An 18,549-nucleotide genomic window follows, 5' to 3' on the forward strand; every position below is an offset into this window, starting at 1 on the left:
CTATCCAAGAAACGGATTTTGCATAGAAGGAAGTGATTACTTCCTTTTATGCAAATATATTCATCTCCGTATATCCTTTCAAAATAACTATCATGTTAAATGAAAGGCTATCTTTCTCTTTCTGTTCTTTCGCAAGCATTTTCTAAATATAAAGCCGTATCTCAATTAAATTCTGATACTTCATTAAATTATCTCATGATAGCGCTTCCAAAGGGTGGCAAATACTTTTAACACTACACTTGTAAATAGAACAATCATATTCCAGAGTTGAATAACTAGTTTTCTTAGGTATTTAGTACCTAAGACATTTAGTCTGAATCCAATAATAAATACACTATCACTGTATGTTAGCCGCTATTATTGTTCTTTACGCATTACAAAGTTTAAAGCAGCCTCATAATGGTCACCTTTATTTTCAAACTTTGTTAGAAGATCCAAACGAACACCATCTGCCACATCATTTTCAAGCCATTTGTCATCGTCTGGGAATACTTGTGTAATCAGTGTTTCATGACCTTCAGCTTCAAACATTAAGTGTAGGTGCGCAGGACGCATTGGTTGTTTATCCGTAAATTCCAGGAATTCACCTGTAGGACCGTTTGTTGGAATTGGATAAGGTGTTGGTAGAATAGTTTTCACTTCAAAGTTTCCATTTTCATCCGTATAGAAGTGACCTCTTAGATTATATTTTGGCGCAACCGAGTCAAATGCAGAGTAAGTAGCATCTGCATCATTTTGCCACATTTCAACTTTGATATTGCCAAGTGCTTCGCCATCAACACTGCTTACATTCCCTTTGAAATACAATACATCTCCTGCTTCATTAGGTCGTTGCGTCAACACAACAGGTTTTCCATCTTCTGCTTCTAGCAATGGAGTTCCCTCAATAAAATAAGGTCCTAAAAGTGACGGTTGTGTACCAGGCATCTCTGTATACATTGCACGCAACAAATGTGTCTCTAGGAATACATCTGCAAATAGGGGTAGTTCTCCAGTACGCCCTAAACGATCTGCCCAGTTTACGAAGTTTGTATATTCTTCATGATTTAGTTCTGCTTCTTCCAAAAAGCCTTGGATATGTTTAATGAATAAGTCGAAAACTTCTACAACTCGATCATTTTTTTTAATAGCTTCTTTTTGCATGGTTAAATTCCCCCTAATTAGTTGTTATACTAACATTTTCACTCAGCTTTAATAAAATACGTTCTTAACTTTATAAGTCTGTGAAAAGTTAGAATATTTGATCTACACTTTTATCTTATTCCAATGTAAAAACGAAATCAATATACTTTTAGGACTGACTATATCCATTTATTAGACCTATTAGTACTAATTATAATTCTTTAATTAGCGTCATTCTATAGACATTATCAATACAGATTAAAGATAGTATTAGTTCTGAATTATTCAATAGCCAGATGAAAAACCGAAATATGATCATAAGTTTATAGCTCTAAGCTAGCTTTGTAGGTTTACCAGCAATTTCGCCTATGTGTTTGGTAGGGTTTGGAATACTTCGTGATTTTTTGGCATACTTCTCCCTTGGTCTAAGCTGTTTATAAAAATCAGTTATTCTGCTTCACCTCAATTGGATGAGCTGGACACGTACCAACACATCCCAGAAAAATCGGTCGTAGATGAAGCTTGAAGTAATCTTCATATGCAAGTAACGACCGGACTTTACCAACTTACTCGTAACTTTCACTAATCGGGTACGAATCGTTCCCTTTTAAATGCCTTTGGAGGCAGCCGGAAAGCTGAGCGTGAGCAGCCAATTGGTCAGGTTATAAGTAAGCAGACTGACCGTCATGCGGGCTAGGTTGACTGGACGGATGAAATCGACGACGCCATTGGAAGTATAGACATTTCCTAGACGCAACTTTGCTTTCAGAAGATCTCCGGTCAAGCGGTCGAAAGCGACTAACGGATGAAGCTCAATAGTCTGATAACGCGCATTATAAGCAGCCTTTTCTTGTTGAGTGTATGTATCGGCATGCGAGGAATCAAGGTCCATATTTATAGCACCTGCCTGACGTTCACGATGAACCCGGTCTAGTAACGTCTGATTCGCCGTTTGAAGGCGATCGAGCGCTTCCAAATCAAATCGATGAAAAAACTGGACAAGGATAGCTGGGAAGCCAATGCTGGCTTATCGGGGATCTGGGTGAAAACGGGATCTGTCGTTAAATGACCCGCTGCATCGTCTTCGTGATATCGGGCAATCAGCTGGTAGATTTTCTGTTGAAGCAACTTGTTGTTTTCATAAATGCAAAACGTGCGTTCATCGGAGAGTTGAAGCTGATCTGCGATGGTTTGGGAGAACCCCAATTTCTCGCCAAAGAACATGGTCGCGGTCAACTAGAGGGTCTGTTTGATGATAAGGAATGCCTGTATGTGTTCGATCGAGGCTATTTGGATTACGAACGGTTCGACTGTATGACGGATGAAGGCTATTTCTTTGTCTCCCGGCTGCGAAAGAATACGGTTGTCCGGTCATTTGACCACTACAAACTGCCTGAAGACACTGGCGCATTATCCGACGAAATGGTGGTCATCGGTACGTCCCAAAACCGTTCGGAAAATGTTTTCCGTCTTTTGAAAGTACTGGATTCCAAAGGTAATCAACTAAACCTGATTACGAATCGGTTTGACTTGTCTGCCGACGAAATCGCAGACCTGTATAAGTCTCGCTGGGCCATTGAACTGTTCTTCTAATGGATGAAACAACATTTAAACATCAATAAATTCTACGCACAAAGTCAGCAACCAAGTGTATCTTGCGATGATCGTCTACTGCTTGAATGTGCAGGCGCAGTTACGAAAAAAGTGAGCGAACATACCTACAGATCAGCCGCTATATAAAGGCATCCTTATTGAAGTCCGCGCATATCTGGCTTCGAAGAATCAAAGGAAAAGGCGTACCGTAACGCGGACAATCCGTTTCTGTCACAGTAGCCAAAAGGCATAGTAAAAAAAAGGATGTTGACTATCTCTGGTCAGCTATCTTCATTTTTTCCATGTGGACAGAAAAATGTAGACTGAATATTAAAAACATGTTTATGCAACGCTAGTGGTTCAAGTTATATAGTTTAAAGATTCACGTTTGTTTTTCACACAAGTACTATTTTAATAGTAAAAACAGCCGCCCGATGAAAGGTTGGCTGTTTTTGACTTTACTCACCCTACAAACACATTAGCAATCAAAATACACACTAACGACACGGCCCATGCAATGGTCGTTGGAACCGACCAAACCATGACTTGCTCCTTCACTTCCTTCACACCAAGCATACGGTTGACAACCCAAAACATGCTATCATTGAAGTACGAGAAAATCATTGCACCTAATGCAGCGGCTTGCGCAGCAAGGGCCATATTAACATCCAGATTAACGACAATCGGTGCAGAAATTGATGCTGCTGTAATCATTGCTACTGTTCCACTTCCTTGGATTAAGCGAACAAGTGTAGCGATAAAGAATGGCACAAGTACTGCTGGTAAAGGAAGTAATGCTACTTGCTGTGCAATGTAGTCTCCTGCTCCACTGTCACGAAGGACTTGTCCTAGCGCACCACCAGCTCCAGTTACGAGTAGGATAATACCCGCTGTAACCATTCCTTCCTCCATACGATCAAGTGCTTCCTCTCTCTTTAAGTGACCTGCCAACAAATATATCGCAGCAATTAAAGATAAACCAACAGCAATAATCGGCTGACCTAGGAATAATAGATAATCGATCCATCCACCTGTCAATTCCATGGCAACGAGTGTTGTATTCAAGAATATAAGAATAATAGGTAATAAAATCGGAATCATTGAGCGGAACAAAGAAGGTAGTTCCTTATTTCGTTCATCAGTCAATCTCACAAGTTCCTGATATGCCATGGGCTCATCAGGCCTTTCGAAGTCGAGACCGTCTTCTGTCGGAATCTGATAAATTCGTTTACCGACCCATTTTGCGTATAACACACCAGAAATGATAATTGGAATTGAGAACAACAGTCCCCATGCTATCATCAGACCAATATCAACGCCGAATATACCTGCTACGCCAAGTGGGCCTGGTGTTGGCGGGACTGCATGATGCGTTGCAACTAAGCCAACAGCAAGCGCAATGCCGAGGGTGATGACAGATTTCCCTGTCTTTCTTGATAGCGCTTTCACTAATGGGTTTAAAATCACAAATGCCGAGTCAACAAATATAGGAATCGAGACAATATATCCCGCAATCGCCATAGCCCATTCTTCTTTGCGTTTGCCAACAAAACGTATAAGACTATAAGCCAGACGCTCTGCTGCTCCTGACACTTCTAGAATTCTACCAATCATTACCCCAAATCCGACAACAATACCGATAGAGCCAAGAGTGTTCCCGAAACCTTTAGATATTGTAGTAGAAACCTCAATCGGATTCATTCCACCGATTAAACCCGTTAATGAAGCTGCAATAATCAAAGCTAAAAATGCATGAATCTTCGTTTTTAAAACAAGTAAAATTAGTGCAGCCACACCTATTACAAGGCCTACAATCATTTGCATCTCTGGTGTCATCTGTATCCCCCAATTTCTGATTAAATTAAGTTATTGAAAGAGAGTCTCCCCTCTTTCAACGGATTATATTATAGTGATTCTCTAGTAAACTTAGGTGCATACTCAGCTGCTAACTTAATACATTCTTCCATGCTCACACTTGCTGCAATGTTCTTCCAAGCAATATCAAATGCTGTACCATGGTCAACTGAGGTACGTAAGAACGGAAGTCCATTCGTGATAGAAATCGTGCGGTGAAAATCTGTCATTTTTGCAGCAATATGCCCTTGATCATGATAAAGGGAAAGGACCGCATCATATTTACCATTCAACGCCTGGAAGAATACAGAATCTGCTGGAACAGGACCGTATGCATCAATGCCGTCCGCTTTAGCTGCTTCGACACCCGGTGCGATTTCATTTACTTCTTCCATGCCGAACAGACCGCCTTCTCCACTATGCGGATTCAGACCGGCGACCGCCAACTTACGATCTTCTACACCTAGACGTTGCAACGCTTGGTCACAACGGCTCAAGTAATCACGAACACGTTCTTTCGTCATTTGGGAAATTGCTTCTTTTAAAGAAACGTGACGCGTCAAGAAGAAGATTCTCATTCCGTTTACTTGGAACATGGTTAAGGGATCAGGTGCTCCACCCAAATCTTCAAGCATTTCAGTATGACCGATATACGGAACGTTTGCAGCTTTTAATGATTCTTTATTGATAGGTGTTGTAGCTATTGCCGCTACTTCATCTGCCATTGCGAGTTCCACTGATTTCTTGATGAATTCAAAAGCAGCTTGTCCGCATTGCGCCTGTACTTTTCCAGGTTGCAATGCATCGATGTCAATATTGTTCATATCTAACACGTCCACTGTTCCAAATTCATACTTTCCTTCCTTTGGATCCGAAACAATGTTCACCTGTAAATTCGTTCCTGTTACGCCGATTGCTTTTTTCATAACGTCTGCATCACCGACAACGAGTGGATTACACATTTCATAAATCTCTTGTTTCGCTAATGATTTAACGGTAATTTCCGGTCCGATTCCTGCTGCGTCACCCATTGGGATTGCTATAATTTTACGTTCGTTTGTCATATTAAACACGTCCTTCATCATTTTTTGTTTGAAGATAAATAAGGCATTTATAGATTGATTGCTTTTCACCGACCATGCCGCCTTTTGTCACAACCTGTATGCCATCAAATGTCCCCCCGATGAATTTACCATACGCAGAAAGCGGTATTACTTCCTCATCAAGTTGAATTGCTTCAGCACCACTGATTGTAAACAATGCTGCCGTAACATCGCCGCCACTGGAAAATGTACCGTCGATTTTCATATTACAATTTTGTATGATTGAATGCGTTACTTTCGCAAGACCCGAAGTAATCCGCTTCGCGAGCAGTTCTTCGGTGGTATCTTCTTCTTTTGCAATACTTGTCAGAGACAGAATTTTTGAAGTCGGAGACAGTGTCGTTACAATTAAAACTTCCTGCTCTTTCAACTTCCTCATTCCTTCGTCAGTTGCACGCTTCACTTCAACGTCCCATCTATCTGTTGTCGTCGCCAATTGCGATGCATCCACATAGACCGGGGAGGAATTAGTTTTATCCATTAAATAGCGCAATTGTCGGCCGGTAAGACTGGTAACACTACCTACTGTGACAATATATCTATTCCTGTACAGTCTTCGCCTAGTCAATACACGCGCAAAAGCTGCTGTTAGCGGACCTGGATCCACCGGAAATAACGTATGCTCTTCCATCATCGCCATTGACTCCGCGATATTGCTTATTTCTTCATTCGTAACTGCATCGATCACAATGATTCTCTTACCTGCATTGATTTGCTCCAACAAAGAAGCGGTAATTTTAGTTTTTCCTTGTAAGACATCCCCTAATCCAATATGTCCAATTTCATGTTGGCTTTGCTCCGCAATCACTGCGGGCACAAATGATTTGGATATTGGGTTCATCGGATCTTTTGCCACATCTGTTTCCTGAACTGGCACGCCTTCCACTAACAGATAGCCGCCAGATGTAACCCGTCCTGAGTCAGGATAAGAAGCAACGACAATAGCGATGCTTTCTTCCCCTGTACTGGTAAGCAATGCATCAATCTCGGAACCAATATTGCCCCGTATCGTACTGTCAATCCGCTTTGCGATAACATCAGCTCCCCACAATCGAAGCTGCTTGAACGTGTCTTGAACCCTCTCTTTTGCAACAGTAGCATCTACATACCTACTGTCCGTATCTACACAAATCGATGTGAACTTGTCCGATTTCGGTACCTGTGCACCAAAAATTATCGTGGCGCTTTTAAATCCGACTTTCGCAAGACGTACGCCCGTTGCGTTCGCTCCTGTCAAATCATCTGCGATTATTCCGATCTTCATATACTCACCTACTCTGCAATAATGATTTCTGCCAATTCGCTATATTTCTCCATCAGTTCTTCCGATAATTGCTGATCTGTAATAATCGTAGAAACGTCTTCCAGATCACAGACCTTTGAGAAGGCTTTCTGATTAAACTTTGTTGAATCTGCTACAAGTATTGTTTCTGTGGCTGTTCTGATCATCTCGCGTTTCAAGGATGACTTATCGATTGTGGGTGTAGTAATACCAAACGAACTGTGAATCGCATTTGCACCCAAAAAGAACAGGTCGACATGGATTGATTTCAAGATATTTTCTGTCAAAGAACCATACAGAGTTCCCGTTTCTGTCTGTAACCGACCGCCAAGAATGATTACTTCTAATTTGCTGCCCATAAGCTCAGCTGCTATTTTTATATCATTCGTAATCACTGTGATTTGTTCATGTGTTTTTAATAACCGTGCAATTTCTAGCGTCGTAGTTCCTGAATCGATGAGCACTGTCATACCGTCCGATACAAAAGAGACAGCATGTTTTGCAATCATCTTCTTTTCTTGGACAGAAATATTAGACTTTAATTCAAACGTCTTTTCGTGAATCAGTGCTTGTGATGGAACTGCTCCGCCATGTGTGCGAATCAGCTTGTTCTGCTTCTCTAGAACATCGAAATCCCTTCGTATCGTCATAGGCGTTACATTCAATACTTCCGAGAGTTGGATGATGTCCACTCGTCCTTCAGTTGCAAGCGATTCCATTATTTTCGATCTTCGTTCTTTTGGAGACAATCCAATGACCTCCTACATGCTACGTTCATCAGAATCAATAATATGTTCTATATAAACATTATTATGTTACTTTCAAACAAGTAAGTCAATCATTTATTATTATGTTCTTTAATAATTATAGTATTCGCATGAAACTTGAAAAATATAACGTGACAATGTATTTGGATTGGTTAGTATTTCGTATGAAGTGAATGTTTCCGCACAGTATAAAGAAACGGTATGAAAACTGCCGTTAACATCAAAGGCTCACCCTTCAACCTCATCGAGAAGTACCTTTGTGTAAACACACACGAAATCTCAATGCTATAATAATCTAAAATTCACAATTAAGATGGATCTAGGAATTACCCAATTATCATACTATCCATCAGCAACAATCCTCATATTGGACTTCGGTAGTTAAACGCCTGGCCATCATGCAACACGTACAGGTATATAAATCACTGTCTTGACACAAGTCATAACACACGTAATAATTTAAGACACTGGATGATACATACACAACAATCCACATGACTAGAGAGAGGATGATACATGTGAGAAAGAAGTTGAAACTAGGAACGATGATCCACGGTGTCGGTGAGAAGATTTCAGACTGGCGGCATCCTACTATGCCATCGGATGCAAGTGTAAGCTTTGAATTTTATAAACAACAGGCCCAAACATCAGAACGCGGTAAATTTGATTTTGTTTTTATCGCAGATGCTTTATACATCAATGAAAAATCGAACCCACATTATCTGAATCGATTTGAACCACTCACGATACTTTCTGCACTGGCAGCAGTGACGTCGAATATCGGATTAGTGAGTACATTATCGACAACCTATAGTGAACCTTTTTCTGCTGCACGACAGTTTGCTTCACTTGATATGTTAAGCGGTGGCAGAGCCGGATGGAATGCGGTGACGTCAGGATTGGAAAAGACGGCATTAAATTTCAGCAAAGAAGTTTCAGATCATCCAGATCACGCCACACGTTACCGGATGGCTGCCGAGTTCGTGAAAGTCATGAAAGGCTTATGGAATTCTTGGGAAGAGGATGCGTTTATCCGCAATAAACAGACCGGGCAATTTTTCGAGCCAAGTAAATTACATACTTTGAATTATGAAGGCGAGTTCTTTTCTGTACAAGGACCACTGAATATCGGCCGTTCACCGCAAGGGCAACCGGTAATATTTCAGGCTGGTTCCTCAAAAGCAGGCATTGCGTTTTCTGCACAAGAAGCAGATGCAGTTTTTGCTATTATGCCTACTTTAGAAGAAGCGCAGCGCTATTACATAGACGTGAAAGAGCAAACAGCCGCTCTTGAACGTAACCCCGATGATGTTTTGGTTCTACAAGGTATCAGTCCGATTATTGGAGATACGATAGAGTTAGCGGAGCGGAAATACGAAGAACTTGCCGGTTTGGTGACGATAGAGCAAGCACTCGCTTTTTTAGGTCGTCTTTTTGAACATCATGATTTTTCCCAATATCCATTGGATGAACCTTTTCCTGATATAGGAGGCATCGGCCAAAATAGTTTCAGAAGCGATACGGATCGCATTAAGTCTGAGGCACGCAAGCAAAACTTAACCTTGCGTCAAGTAGCTTTAAGAGAAGCCACACCGAGAACGCCTTTTATGGGAACACCGGAGCAAGTCGCCCATCTTATCGAAGCCTGGTACGAACAGAATGGAGCAGATGGTTTTATGCTCATCGCGAACTTGCCTAGCGAATTAGAAGCCTTTGTTGATCATGTTGTCCCTATCCTTCAAATGCGCGGGATTTTCCGGACAGATTACGAAGGGACTACTTTACGGGAGAATTTGGAGTTGCCTTATGCGAATAATAACTATTCTAATTAGTAAATAAAGTTTTTCGCTCAATTGTAAATCATTATCATTTTTTAAACAATTTAATACTTTGTACGTTTTTTGCTGTATAATTATCTAATAAATATAAGAATGTACTTCAATGAGGAGGTCTCGCATGAAGATTGCCCCGATCACATATTCTTATGAACTTCAGAACATAATTAAACGTTCGCATCAATTGGATCAAGGCTTGTCGGAAGTAGAAGTAATTGGTTACATCAGCAAGTTGGCAAAGATTGATGTAATGGATATGTATATTGATCATCATGCAGATAAAGTAACTAGTCCAGTCATTTACGAAGCAATCTCACAAGCTTTCGGCTTCCATTTAGAAAGAGTTCCTGTGTTGACTAAAGTGAAAATTGGTACTTTTGAGATTCAATCATCCACGGATTTGGATACTTTTAATAGTTCTCCTTCACAAATCATTCTAGATTTATATTTGGCACATCATCATTATCATGTGACAGGTGACAATGTGCGTACAATGATTAACCACTATTTCGGCATGAATTTAGCTGGAATTGACGGATTGGGAAAGACTAAGATCTCTTTGTATTCAAAAGGCCAGTGGTTGGTGAAGGATGAAAAAGACTTATTTGTAATCCATACCGGAACCAAGGATGTAGATGTGAAAATCTACGGCACAAACTACTTTATGAAGCGTACTGGATCAAAAAACTTACCGACTGAATTACAGCGATCTTTAACTGACATGGGATATAGTTATAACCCAAAATTGGATGCGTATTACTATTCAAACCCTTCAGGACTTTCCGTTTCCAATGCATTTAAAGGTAAAACAATAGATGCAATCATTGACATCACAAATGCATTATACAAATCTATCTGACTATGATAAACAACCCAGAGAGGAGGCAATCAAGCCTCTTCTCCGGGTTATTTACTTTCCAAAAGAAGATAGAAACTTCACGCGATCTCCCATTGGTGGTATTGTATTATCTATCAGGAAAACTTCGAGGACTGACGGCCCCTCGACGTTCATAAGCTCGTCTATCACTTCTTGGGTCAGATCCTCCATCGCTTCAATTCGTTTACTCGGTATGTTCATGGCAGTAGCCATAGCTGCAATATTCATCGGTTCTTGTTCGAATGCTGGGTGGGAGCGTTTATATTGCAACGAATGTCCATGATAGACCATTCCTAAGCGCGCATTATTCATCACAACAAATAATATAGGCAACTTATGTTCTTTGGCGGTCAGAATTTCCATACCGTGCATGAAGAAACATCCATCACCGGTAACGCAAACTACTGGACGTTCAGGTTCAGCAAGCTTCGAGCCAATTGCAGAACCTATACCGCTCCCCATCGCCCCAAAATGCACATTAATATCAAATGAACCGGTCTCCACTACGTTCATATCATGAATGATATACGCCATGAACTCACCTATATCAACGGTATATCTAGTATAGCGGGGAGCGTATTCTTGTAGACGCATCAATATATTTTTCGTGTTGTACTCTTCATTATCTCCCATTCCTATTTCCTGTTTACTAAACGCTTGATCTTGGGTCGGCAAGTTCAAACTTTGTAATTCATTTAGTAACGCAGTCAAGCTTAAATCTATGTCTCCCAAAACAGCAGCATTCACTTCATATTTACGATTAAAAACGGATGAATCGTAGTCCAATTGAATAGTGTACCGATTTTTAGTGAGATTGACGTTCCAATTATTCGTAGCCGTCTCGCCTAAACTGGAGCCTACCACCAGCAAAGCTTCACCATCTTTCCCATTAATCAATGAAGAAGCCGCGTCATGACCGGCAAAACCGAATACGCCGGCGAGGAGTGGATGATCATCTGTAATATAACCTTTTGCCTGCGGTGTTGTAATGATCGGCCAACCAAGCACCTCCGCTAAATCAAGTAACTGAGCCACGGAGTGCCTAATACCTTGTCCTACAAAGATATATCCATCCTTTTTATTGGCAAGCTCTCTTGCAACAGACTGTATGGTATTTTGATCTGGAACAATCGGCGCTCTTTTTGGCGGAGCCGGTATTTCGGGAGGTTCAATTTGATTGATTTGGATATCTATCGGCATGGCGATATGGACAGGACCTGGTACACCAGAAATCGCTATTTCACATGCCTTTGCCACTTCTCCAAGTAAATCCTTCGAATCCGTCACAGTTACACTATATTTCGTCACTGATTTAAAAAGCGGTTCAGCATCCAATTCTTGAGAGGCATTTAAACCGACAGTATTAACTGGAACCGCGCCTGTCAAAAACAAAACAGGGAGATGTTCACGCATGGCATTTGCGGCGCCCGTTAGCAGATTAGTACCACCAGGTCCACTGCATCCTATACAAACGCTCATAGTAGCCGTATATTTGGCATATGCAACTGCCATATAGGAAGCCGCGCCTTCATGCTTCGTCACAATTGGCGTTAGTTCTGGTATTTCATACAACTCATCAAAAAATGCATTAACCGAACCTGCCGGGATGCCAAAAACGTGTTTTACCCCACTAGCTCTTAAATAATCCAATACTGCTCGAATAGCTTTCATAAAAACTCTCCTTTAGTAGCCAGATATGTGCTTTCGAATTCATTCACCTTTAGCGGCACATTAAAGTAATAGCCTTGCATGATGTAACATTCTCTCGAAGCCAAAAATTCGGCTTGTTCTAGCGTTTCGACACCTTCAGCAACTAAATCCAGGCCCAGGTTTTTTGCCAATGTAATAATTGTATTCGCGATGGCTGAATTGTCGTCATTACTTTTCAATTCTTGAATAAAGGATTTATCTATTTTCAATGCATTGATTGGCAAGTTTTTTAAATAACCTAAAGAAGAATAGCCTGTACCAAAGTCGTCAATGGACATTTTGATGCCTATTGCCTGTAATTCTTTCATTGATTGGATAGTCAGTTCTGTATTTTTAATGATTTGGTTCTCCGTAATTTCAAGACATAAAAGTTCCGGTGATACCCCTACTTCATCTAATATGCCTTTAACTGTTTGGAATAAATTATTTTGTTCAAACTGACGGGCCGATAAATTTACGGATACTACAATTGGTGGATATCCTTTTTCTTGCCACTTCTTGATTTGGTTACACGCACTTCTGATCACCCACTCTCCGATAGGAACGATTAGTCCCGTCTCCTCCGCCAGCGCAATAAACCTATCCGGTGAGATCAATCCTTCTGTTGAATGATTCCACCTCAATAACGCTTCTGTTCCAATGATAGAACGTGTACTATAATCAATTTGAGGTTGAAAATAAAGTTCCAACTCCCCATGGTCAAGCGCTTTATATAAAGCATTTTCAAACTTTACATTTTCAAATGTCCTGATATCCATCGCCAAATGATAAAATTGATAACTGCTGCCAGATACGGTTTTAGACTGATACATCGCGATATCGGCATTTTTTATTAATAATTCCGCCGTCTGCCCATCTTGCGGATATAAACTGATCCCTATACTGCTATGGATATGCATTTCATGTCCTTTTAGGTTGAAAGGCTTGTTGAATTGATCAACAATCTTTTCTGCCACCTCTATCACTTCTGCTTCGGATTCAATACAAGGCAAGTAAATAATAAATTCGTCCCCGCCTTGACGAGAAGCTGTAGCGCCCTCGGGTAGGCATACACATATACGTCTTGCTACATGTGTCAATAAAATATCACCATAGCTATGTCCTAATAAATCATTGACTGATTTGAAACGATCCAAGTCCATGAACAGTACAGCTGCTTTTTCTTTAAGAGTATGAGCAAAACTCAAACCCTGTGCCATGCGATCTTTTAAAAGCACCCGGTTGGGTAAATTGGTCAAGCTATCATAATACGCATGGTATCTAATTTCTTTCTCCATCTTCTTTCTTTCAGAGATATCTTTAAATGTAACGACATCCCCAACGATCCTATCTCCTTCTTTGATGGATGATCTAACATATTCTACAGGGAAGCTGGATTGATCTTGCCTAAAAAATATAACTTCATCTTTGTTCGTATTGTTTTCATTGTAAATAATATTGACAGGTTTACCTATTAGCTCGTTCTTAATCTTATACCCTAGCATCATGGCTGCGGCTGGATTACAAAAAGTAATAACGCCATGTAGATCCAGCCCGAATATCCCTTCACCTGCCGAATGAAGAATCAGTTCTTTTTCTCGGCTAATCCGCTGTAATTCTTTCATGGCCGTTTCAAGTTCGTTATTCTTTTCCGTTATCTCTGCGGTCCGCTGTTCTATGATCAACTCTTGCTTTTCCATATTCAATAAGTTCAATAAAGTGGAAGCCGTTGTATCTACAATAGATTGCGTCAGTTGCTGACTGGCCTGGGAGTAATTTGGACTCTTTTGTTGAAGGTCTGCAATGACTATTAAACCTAATACTTTCCCCATGGAAACGATAGGCAGAATAAACATCGATTGAATACCGAAGTATTGACATACTTTATGGTTCACTCGATTATCTGCATAGACATCTGGAATGTGTTCTGCTTTTCTAGATGCAATGACTTCCTGGAACACCTTATCATTTTCATCGTCAAATTTTATCTCGTCATGGGATTTCACCCAGGTTTCTGCAGACCAATCACTATTACGATTAAGGGTTGCAGGCTTAATCTTCATATGCACCGATGGATCAATCAAATGTACACCTATATTATTGTTTCCAAGCACTCTTTCTATATATAGAAAACATATATCCAGTGCTTCCTGCATGGTAGAGCACAGTGATAAATCCCGAGTTATATCTAACAATAATTGCTTTTCCTGAATAAGTTCTTCTTTATTCGTTAGCAGTTTGGCATTTTGAATAGCAACAGCAGCCATATTGACATAGGACTGAACTGTTTGAATCTCAAGCTCCGTTAAATTCATTGGTATTCCATAGTCGAACAAGAACACTAGTCCAAATAATTCCGTCTCTACAGTAATGGGTAAAACTAATAGAGATTTTATCTTAAATCCTTCGACTGCTCTTGGATCGGGTCGATGATCTTTGGATGTATCCGGTATATATATCGTTCTTTTCGTTTCAATTACTTCTTTCGCCAATAAATCGAAGTCGGTATCAATTATATGCATATCGAGTGTCATGCCGTTGATCACTTCGGGCTTTCCTACGAACCCCCTAAATGATCCGTCTAGTTGTGGCAAATAAATTCCAACCGAGTCACATCGGACAATCTCTTCTGATATAGCAGTAACCACGTGATTCAGTACTTCTCTTAACTCTAACTTTGAATTGATTAACTTTGTTATATTCGCTAGACGAAGATATCTTGTTTGATCCTTCACTATTCGTACCTCCTCTGCTCAAGTATTCTTTATTTATAGTGTAGTAGATACCCTCATCTGAATCGAGAAATAACATCCTATTCTATTATTCTAAAAGATATTCAAATAGCCTTTCAATAGATGTGAACCAGCTATATTAAATATATAACGAACAGGAATATATTTAATAAGCATAAAGTAGCATTCATAAAATACTCCCTCAGCAGTAAAGTGGTTACCAAGAGGATATATGTTTAGACTTTTAGTTTCTAAGCAAGAATATTACTCCTCCTACTCCAAAATGGGTGCAAAGTACCCGTGACAGAAAGTTTCATCACAATGTTGTAGGGGAATGATAGATTAACTAAGTCAAATATTCGAGGTGTATTATGTTCTTTAATGGATGGGAAACTCTTCTACGAACTGTTGTAGTTGGTGTTTTAAGCTATATAGGATTAATTTTCATTTTGCGTATATCAGGTAAACGTACGCTTTCCAAGATGAATGCATTCGACTTGGTTGTGACAGTCGCACTCGGGTCAATCTTAGCCACCATTTTATTAAGTAAAGACGTAGCTCTTTCGGAAGGTTTGACCGCTTTCATTGTTCTGATAGGTATGCAATATATAGTTGCCTGGTCATCTGTTCGATTTCGAATTATTAGCAAACTGATTAAATCAGAGCCAAAACTATTGTTTTATGAAGATAGTTTTTTGAAGGAGACAATGAAATCAGAACGAATTTTGGAAGAGGAAATATTCCAAGCCGCACGTTCCAGTGGCTTAGGCTCTCTTGATGATGTAACGGCCGTCATACTAGAAACTGATGGCAGTATTTCTGTCATTCAATCTGAAAGCCAAACCTCTTTTTCTACTCTGTCCAATCTTAAAAAAGATTAGAGATAATTATTTAAAAGTATCTGCTTGAAACATTCATAAGTGTTTCCATAGGTACTTACTACAAAAATGAGTTGCTAATACTCTTCCATGCTGTATACATTATTTGATTAGATAGTATAAGAAAGGAACTTAAAAAAGGGAAGACTTCTTCATCAAGGAGTAAAAAGCAGTGCAAGTGCTTAGTAAAAGATACTGTGGGCAATGCTTTCATGAGCGTTTAAATATTCTTGTTTTTTGAATTCAGAGTTCAATGTTGTACGGGTACTTTTTATTAATTCCCCATTTCAAACAAAAAAGGCAGCGTTTTATGAAAACGCTCGCCCACTTTATCATTCCTACTATTATCCCCAGTGCTTGGCTATGAATTCATTGCGCCCTGAACGTGCACGGTTATCTGTGTAATGTTCCTTTTCTTTTATGTAATAGTCTTGATGGTATTCTTCTGCTCGGTAGAAAGTTTCTGCGGGGCGGATTGTCGTGACGATAGGCTTAGTAAAAATGCCGCTTGCAGCTAGGTTGGCTTTCGATCTCTCGGCAATTTCCCGTTGTGCATCTGTGTAATGGAAAATGGCGGTTGTATAGGATGAGCCGCGATCGTGAAATTGACCTTCTGCGTCTGTCGGATCGATTTGTTGCCAGAATACTTCGAGCAATTTCTCATATGGGAATAAGGCAGGATCAAACGTAATTTCAACAACTTCTACATGACCGGATGTGCCTTTTTTTACATCTTCATACGTTGGATTATCGAGATGTCCGCCCATATACCCTGACACGATATCCTGGACGCCTGGCCATTCTTTAAACGGTTTCACCATGCACCAGAAGCATCCGCCTGCAAATGCTGCTTTTTCAAAATTCTTTTCAACCATTGCTAACATCTCCTTTATTATGAATGCGCGTGCCCAACTTCCCTAAAACCAACGACACATCTGCTTTTTTAAAGGAAGTTGAAAACAATCCAAATAGTTTTTAACCTCTTTTTGATTGGGCACCCGTTACGCCATACTATCATCTTTTATCTCTTTCCATCTATCAATAAAAGTCCCTCTAATCTATAACAAAAAGATAGAAAGAATTATCCACAAATCCTACAATCTAGATCAATAGCATGTTATTTTTTAAATTGAACGTGAGTATTTCATCTATCGACGCCTTTGTCAATCACCGGCTAGCCCAAGGTGATTTTACGAGGTAACTAGCAACGTTTTCTCCTTTATCTTTCCACCTTCTTCTTCCGGTATACGAATGAATTTAACGATAATCGCACTCACTAAGTAGAGAGCACTGAAAATCCACACGACCCCTTCCGCTCCAACAAGCCCGATAAATGTCAAGGCAATCGCAGGAGCTACGAATGTCGATAGACCTGCAGAAAAATTCAACACGGACATTGCCGCGCCTTTATCTTCACCCGCCACGGATGGTACTAGTGCACCAATCGGAACATAGCCTGCTACTAAACCGCCCCAAATGAATCCGACAATGCTCGTCATAACAATGCTGCCATTTGTAATTACTGGTATATAAAATAATAGTGGCGTGAATATCGCACAACCGATACCACCAAACCAAATGATTGTGTTTTTCCAGCCGAATTTATCTCCAATGAAGCCGAACACTAAATTAAAGATAATGTTTCCTAAGAAAAATGTACCCCATAATTGTAGCCAAGCAGTTGTTTCAATACCGTGCTGTGCCATATGCATTGGTAAGAATACTGGGAATCCATAAACGCTTAAGCTATTAATAACGCGGACAATCCCACCTGCAGCAACTCTCGGATTCGATTTCAAAATGGTGATACCTTTCAATAATTCTTTGACTGCTTCTTTTTTGTTTGCGAGTTTTTTCCTTTCAAACTTGTCTTTATTGACTACTATAGCTAAAACTGCACCAAGACATACCCAGAATATAGATGTCCACATAGTATTGATGTAACCGAAATGTTGGATTGCAACACTTGAATACCAGGCGCCAAGCACCATCATTCCCGCACAAAAAACAAACCAGAACCAACCAACAGCAGAACTCAATTTACTTTGTGGTGTTTTATAAATGACCCATGTTAAGAAGGAATAAGCAAATAACGGATAACCAAAACCTTTAATAAAATAAGTCAGAAGCATAACCGGATAATTCATCGTTGAAAAACCATATGTAATAAACCCTGCTGTACCGATAATATAGACGGCTAACCCGATTGCCATTGTACGTTTCGGCCCAAAAACATCTACGCAGACGCCTGAAAACCAGGAAGACAGAGCAATCGAGACTCCGTATACTGTGAATATAGCTGCTGATTGTTGAATGGTTAATCCACTTTCAATTAAGAAAGGACTTAACCAACCCGCTTCAATTCCATCTCCCATCATGAACAACATAACACCGAAAAAGCCCCATCCTAAGTTTTTTGTAATCCCTATTTTCTCCAACATATCAATACTCTCCATTCCTGCTTATGTATTTTGCATTGTCTTTAGAAAATAAAAAACCTTCCCGTAAAGACGGAAAGAGTAGTTGGCAATTATCGCTAGCACAATATAAATATGCTATCCTCTTTCTATCTCTCAAGCTACGCTTGCTGGATTTGGCACAATTATGTTGCCGAAGTTTCATTGGGCCAGTCCCTCAACTTCTCTCGATAGAAAATAATATGAAATTGGTAGAAAGTTATTAAAATTGAACTAATGAAGCTACTGTACATAATAATCAATTCAAAGTCAATCGATTATCGGAACTTTCTAAATATACTATCTCCAATATGGTATACTAACTAACATAAACTATTTGTTTGAGTCGATTTACTAATAG

12 protein-coding genes, 2 pseudogenes and 1 riboswitch are annotated in these 18,549 nt (G+C 39.9%); of the genes and pseudogenes, 4 read left to right on the forward strand and 10 right to left on the reverse strand.

Annotated elements, in window-relative coordinates; genetic code table 11:
• Nucleotides 1-357 precede the first annotated feature (357 nt).
• Both CSV80_RS15170 and CSV80_RS17920 read right to left on the reverse strand, forming a co-directional pair.
• Nucleotides 358-1,143, reverse strand: a complete 786-nt coding sequence (locus tag CSV80_RS15170; RefSeq protein WP_029055032.1) for a dioxygenase family protein — start codon at nt 1,141-1,143, stop codon at nt 358-360.
• A gap of 436 nt (nt 1,144-1,579) precedes the next feature.
• A pseudogene (locus CSV80_RS17920) lies at nt 1,580-2,340 on the reverse strand (transposase); the annotation flags it as partial.
• Between CSV80_RS17920 and CSV80_RS15185 the strand changes: the two are divergent.
• A pseudogene (locus tag CSV80_RS15185) lies at nt 2,335-2,927 on the forward strand (IS4 family transposase); the annotation flags it as partial. The pseudogenes CSV80_RS17920 and CSV80_RS15185 sit on opposite strands and share 6 nt — an antisense overlap.
• Before the next feature lie 250 nt (nt 2,928-3,177).
• On the opposite strand, the gene CSV80_RS15190 reads toward CSV80_RS15185, so the two are convergent.
• The 4 genes from CSV80_RS15190 to CSV80_RS15205 form a co-directional block, all read right to left on the reverse strand.
• Complete coding sequence (locus CSV80_RS15190) at nt 3,178-4,551, reverse strand: GntP family permease (protein WP_099671674.1); 1,374 nt, start codon at nt 4,549-4,551, stop codon at nt 3,178-3,180.
• 68 nt (nt 4,552-4,619) lie between these two features.
• Complete coding sequence (pdxA, locus tag CSV80_RS15195) at nt 4,620-5,633, reverse strand: 4-hydroxythreonine-4-phosphate dehydrogenase PdxA (protein WP_029055035.1); 1,014 nt, start codon at nt 5,631-5,633, stop codon at nt 4,620-4,622.
• Between the two features lies 1 nt (nt 5,634).
• A complete protein-coding gene (locus CSV80_RS15200; RefSeq protein ID WP_099671675.1) occupies nt 5,635-6,936 on the reverse strand; it encodes a four-carbon acid sugar kinase family protein in 1,302 nt (433 codons plus the stop codon).
• Nucleotides 6,937-6,944: 8 nt separating this feature from the next.
• Complete coding sequence (locus CSV80_RS15205) at nt 6,945-7,703, reverse strand: DeoR/GlpR family DNA-binding transcription regulator (protein ID WP_099671676.1); 759 nt, start codon at nt 7,701-7,703, stop codon at nt 6,945-6,947.
• A gap of 530 nt (nt 7,704-8,233) precedes the next feature.
• On the opposite strand from CSV80_RS15205, the gene CSV80_RS15210 reads away from it, so the two are divergent.
• Nucleotides 8,234-9,553, forward strand: a complete 1,320-nt coding sequence (locus CSV80_RS15210) for an LLM class flavin-dependent oxidoreductase (RefSeq protein ID WP_199084004.1) — start codon at nt 8,234-8,236, stop codon at nt 9,551-9,553.
• A 124-nt stretch (nt 9,554-9,677) separates the two neighbouring features.
• Complete coding sequence (locus CSV80_RS15215; protein ID WP_099671678.1) at nt 9,678-10,415, forward strand: hypothetical protein; 738 nt, start codon at nt 9,678-9,680, stop codon at nt 10,413-10,415.
• 51 nt (nt 10,416-10,466) lie between these two features.
• Here CSV80_RS15215 and CSV80_RS15220 read toward each other — a convergent pair whose 3' ends face one another.
• Together CSV80_RS15220 and CSV80_RS15225 are read right to left on the reverse strand one after the other, a co-directional pair.
• Entirely contained in the window at nt 10,467-12,104 is a 1,638-nt protein-coding gene (locus tag CSV80_RS15220; protein WP_099671679.1) for a thiamine pyrophosphate-binding protein, read from the reverse strand.
• Complete coding sequence (locus tag CSV80_RS15225) at nt 12,101-14,860, reverse strand: bifunctional diguanylate cyclase/phosphodiesterase (protein ID WP_099671680.1); 2,760 nt, start codon at nt 14,858-14,860, stop codon at nt 12,101-12,103. Before CSV80_RS15225 ends, CSV80_RS15220 begins: the two co-directional genes overlap by 4 nt.
• 365 nt (nt 14,861-15,225) lie before the next feature.
• Here CSV80_RS15225 and CSV80_RS15230 point away from each other — a divergent pair, with 365 nt between their 5' ends.
• The gene (locus tag CSV80_RS15230; RefSeq protein ID WP_099671681.1) at nt 15,226-15,735 is read left to right on the forward strand and encodes a DUF421 domain-containing protein; all 510 of its coding nucleotides are present in this window, start codon (nt 15,226-15,228) and stop codon (nt 15,733-15,735) included.
• A gap of 341 nt (nt 15,736-16,076) precedes the next feature.
• On the opposite strand, the gene msrA is transcribed toward CSV80_RS15230, so the two are convergent.
• Both msrA and CSV80_RS15240 read right to left on the reverse strand, forming a co-directional pair.
• Complete coding sequence (gene msrA / locus CSV80_RS15235; protein ID WP_369802844.1) at nt 16,077-16,607, reverse strand: peptide-methionine (S)-S-oxide reductase MsrA; 531 nt, start codon at nt 16,605-16,607, stop codon at nt 16,077-16,079.
• Nucleotides 16,608-16,922: 315 nt separating this feature from the next.
• Nucleotides 16,923-18,173, reverse strand: coding sequence for an MFS transporter (locus CSV80_RS15240; protein ID WP_099671683.1), 1,251 nt, complete (start codon nt 18,171-18,173; stop codon nt 16,923-16,925).
• Between the two features lie 122 nt (nt 18,174-18,295).
• A riboswitch (SAM riboswitch) is annotated at nt 18,296-18,386 on the reverse strand.
• Nucleotides 18,387-18,549 lie beyond the last annotated feature (163 nt).

It is taken from the genome of Sporosarcina sp. P12(2017) (assembly GCF_002743035.1).
Taxonomy (GTDB): domain Bacteria; phylum Bacillota; class Bacilli; order Bacillales_A; family Planococcaceae; genus Sporosarcina; species Sporosarcina ureae.

Excerpts from the sequence above, each read along its gene's own strand:
- CSV80_RS15240 (WP_099671683.1), bottom strand. The coding sequence starts at position 18,173 with ATGTTGGAGAAAATAGGGATTACAAAAAACTTAGGATGGGGCTTTTTC.
- CSV80_RS15190 (WP_099671674.1), bottom strand. The coding sequence starts at position 4,551 with ATGACACCAGAGATGCAAATGATTGTAGGCCTTGTAATAGGTGTGGCT.
- CSV80_RS15230 (WP_099671681.1), top strand. The coding sequence starts at position 15,226 with ATGTTCTTTAATGGATGGGAAACTCTTCTACGAACTGTTGTAGTTGGT.
- CSV80_RS15220 (WP_099671679.1), bottom strand. The coding sequence starts at position 12,104 with ATGAAAGCTATTCGAGCAGTATTGGATTATTTAAGAGCTAGTGGGGTA.
- CSV80_RS15200 (WP_099671675.1), bottom strand. The coding sequence starts at position 6,936 with ATGAAGATCGGAATAATCGCAGATGATTTGACAGGAGCGAACGCAACG.
- CSV80_RS15215 (WP_099671678.1), top strand. The coding sequence starts at position 9,678 with ATGAAGATTGCCCCGATCACATATTCTTATGAACTTCAGAACATAATT.
- CSV80_RS15170 (WP_029055032.1), bottom strand. The coding sequence starts at position 1,143 with ATGCAAAAAGAAGCTATTAAAAAAAATGATCGAGTTGTAGAAGTTTTC.
- pdxA (WP_029055035.1), bottom strand. The coding sequence starts at position 5,633 with ATGACAAACGAACGTAAAATTATAGCAATCCCAATGGGTGACGCAGCA.
- msrA (WP_369802844.1), bottom strand. The coding sequence starts at position 16,607 with ATGGTTGAAAAGAATTTTGAAAAAGCAGCATTTGCAGGCGGATGCTTC.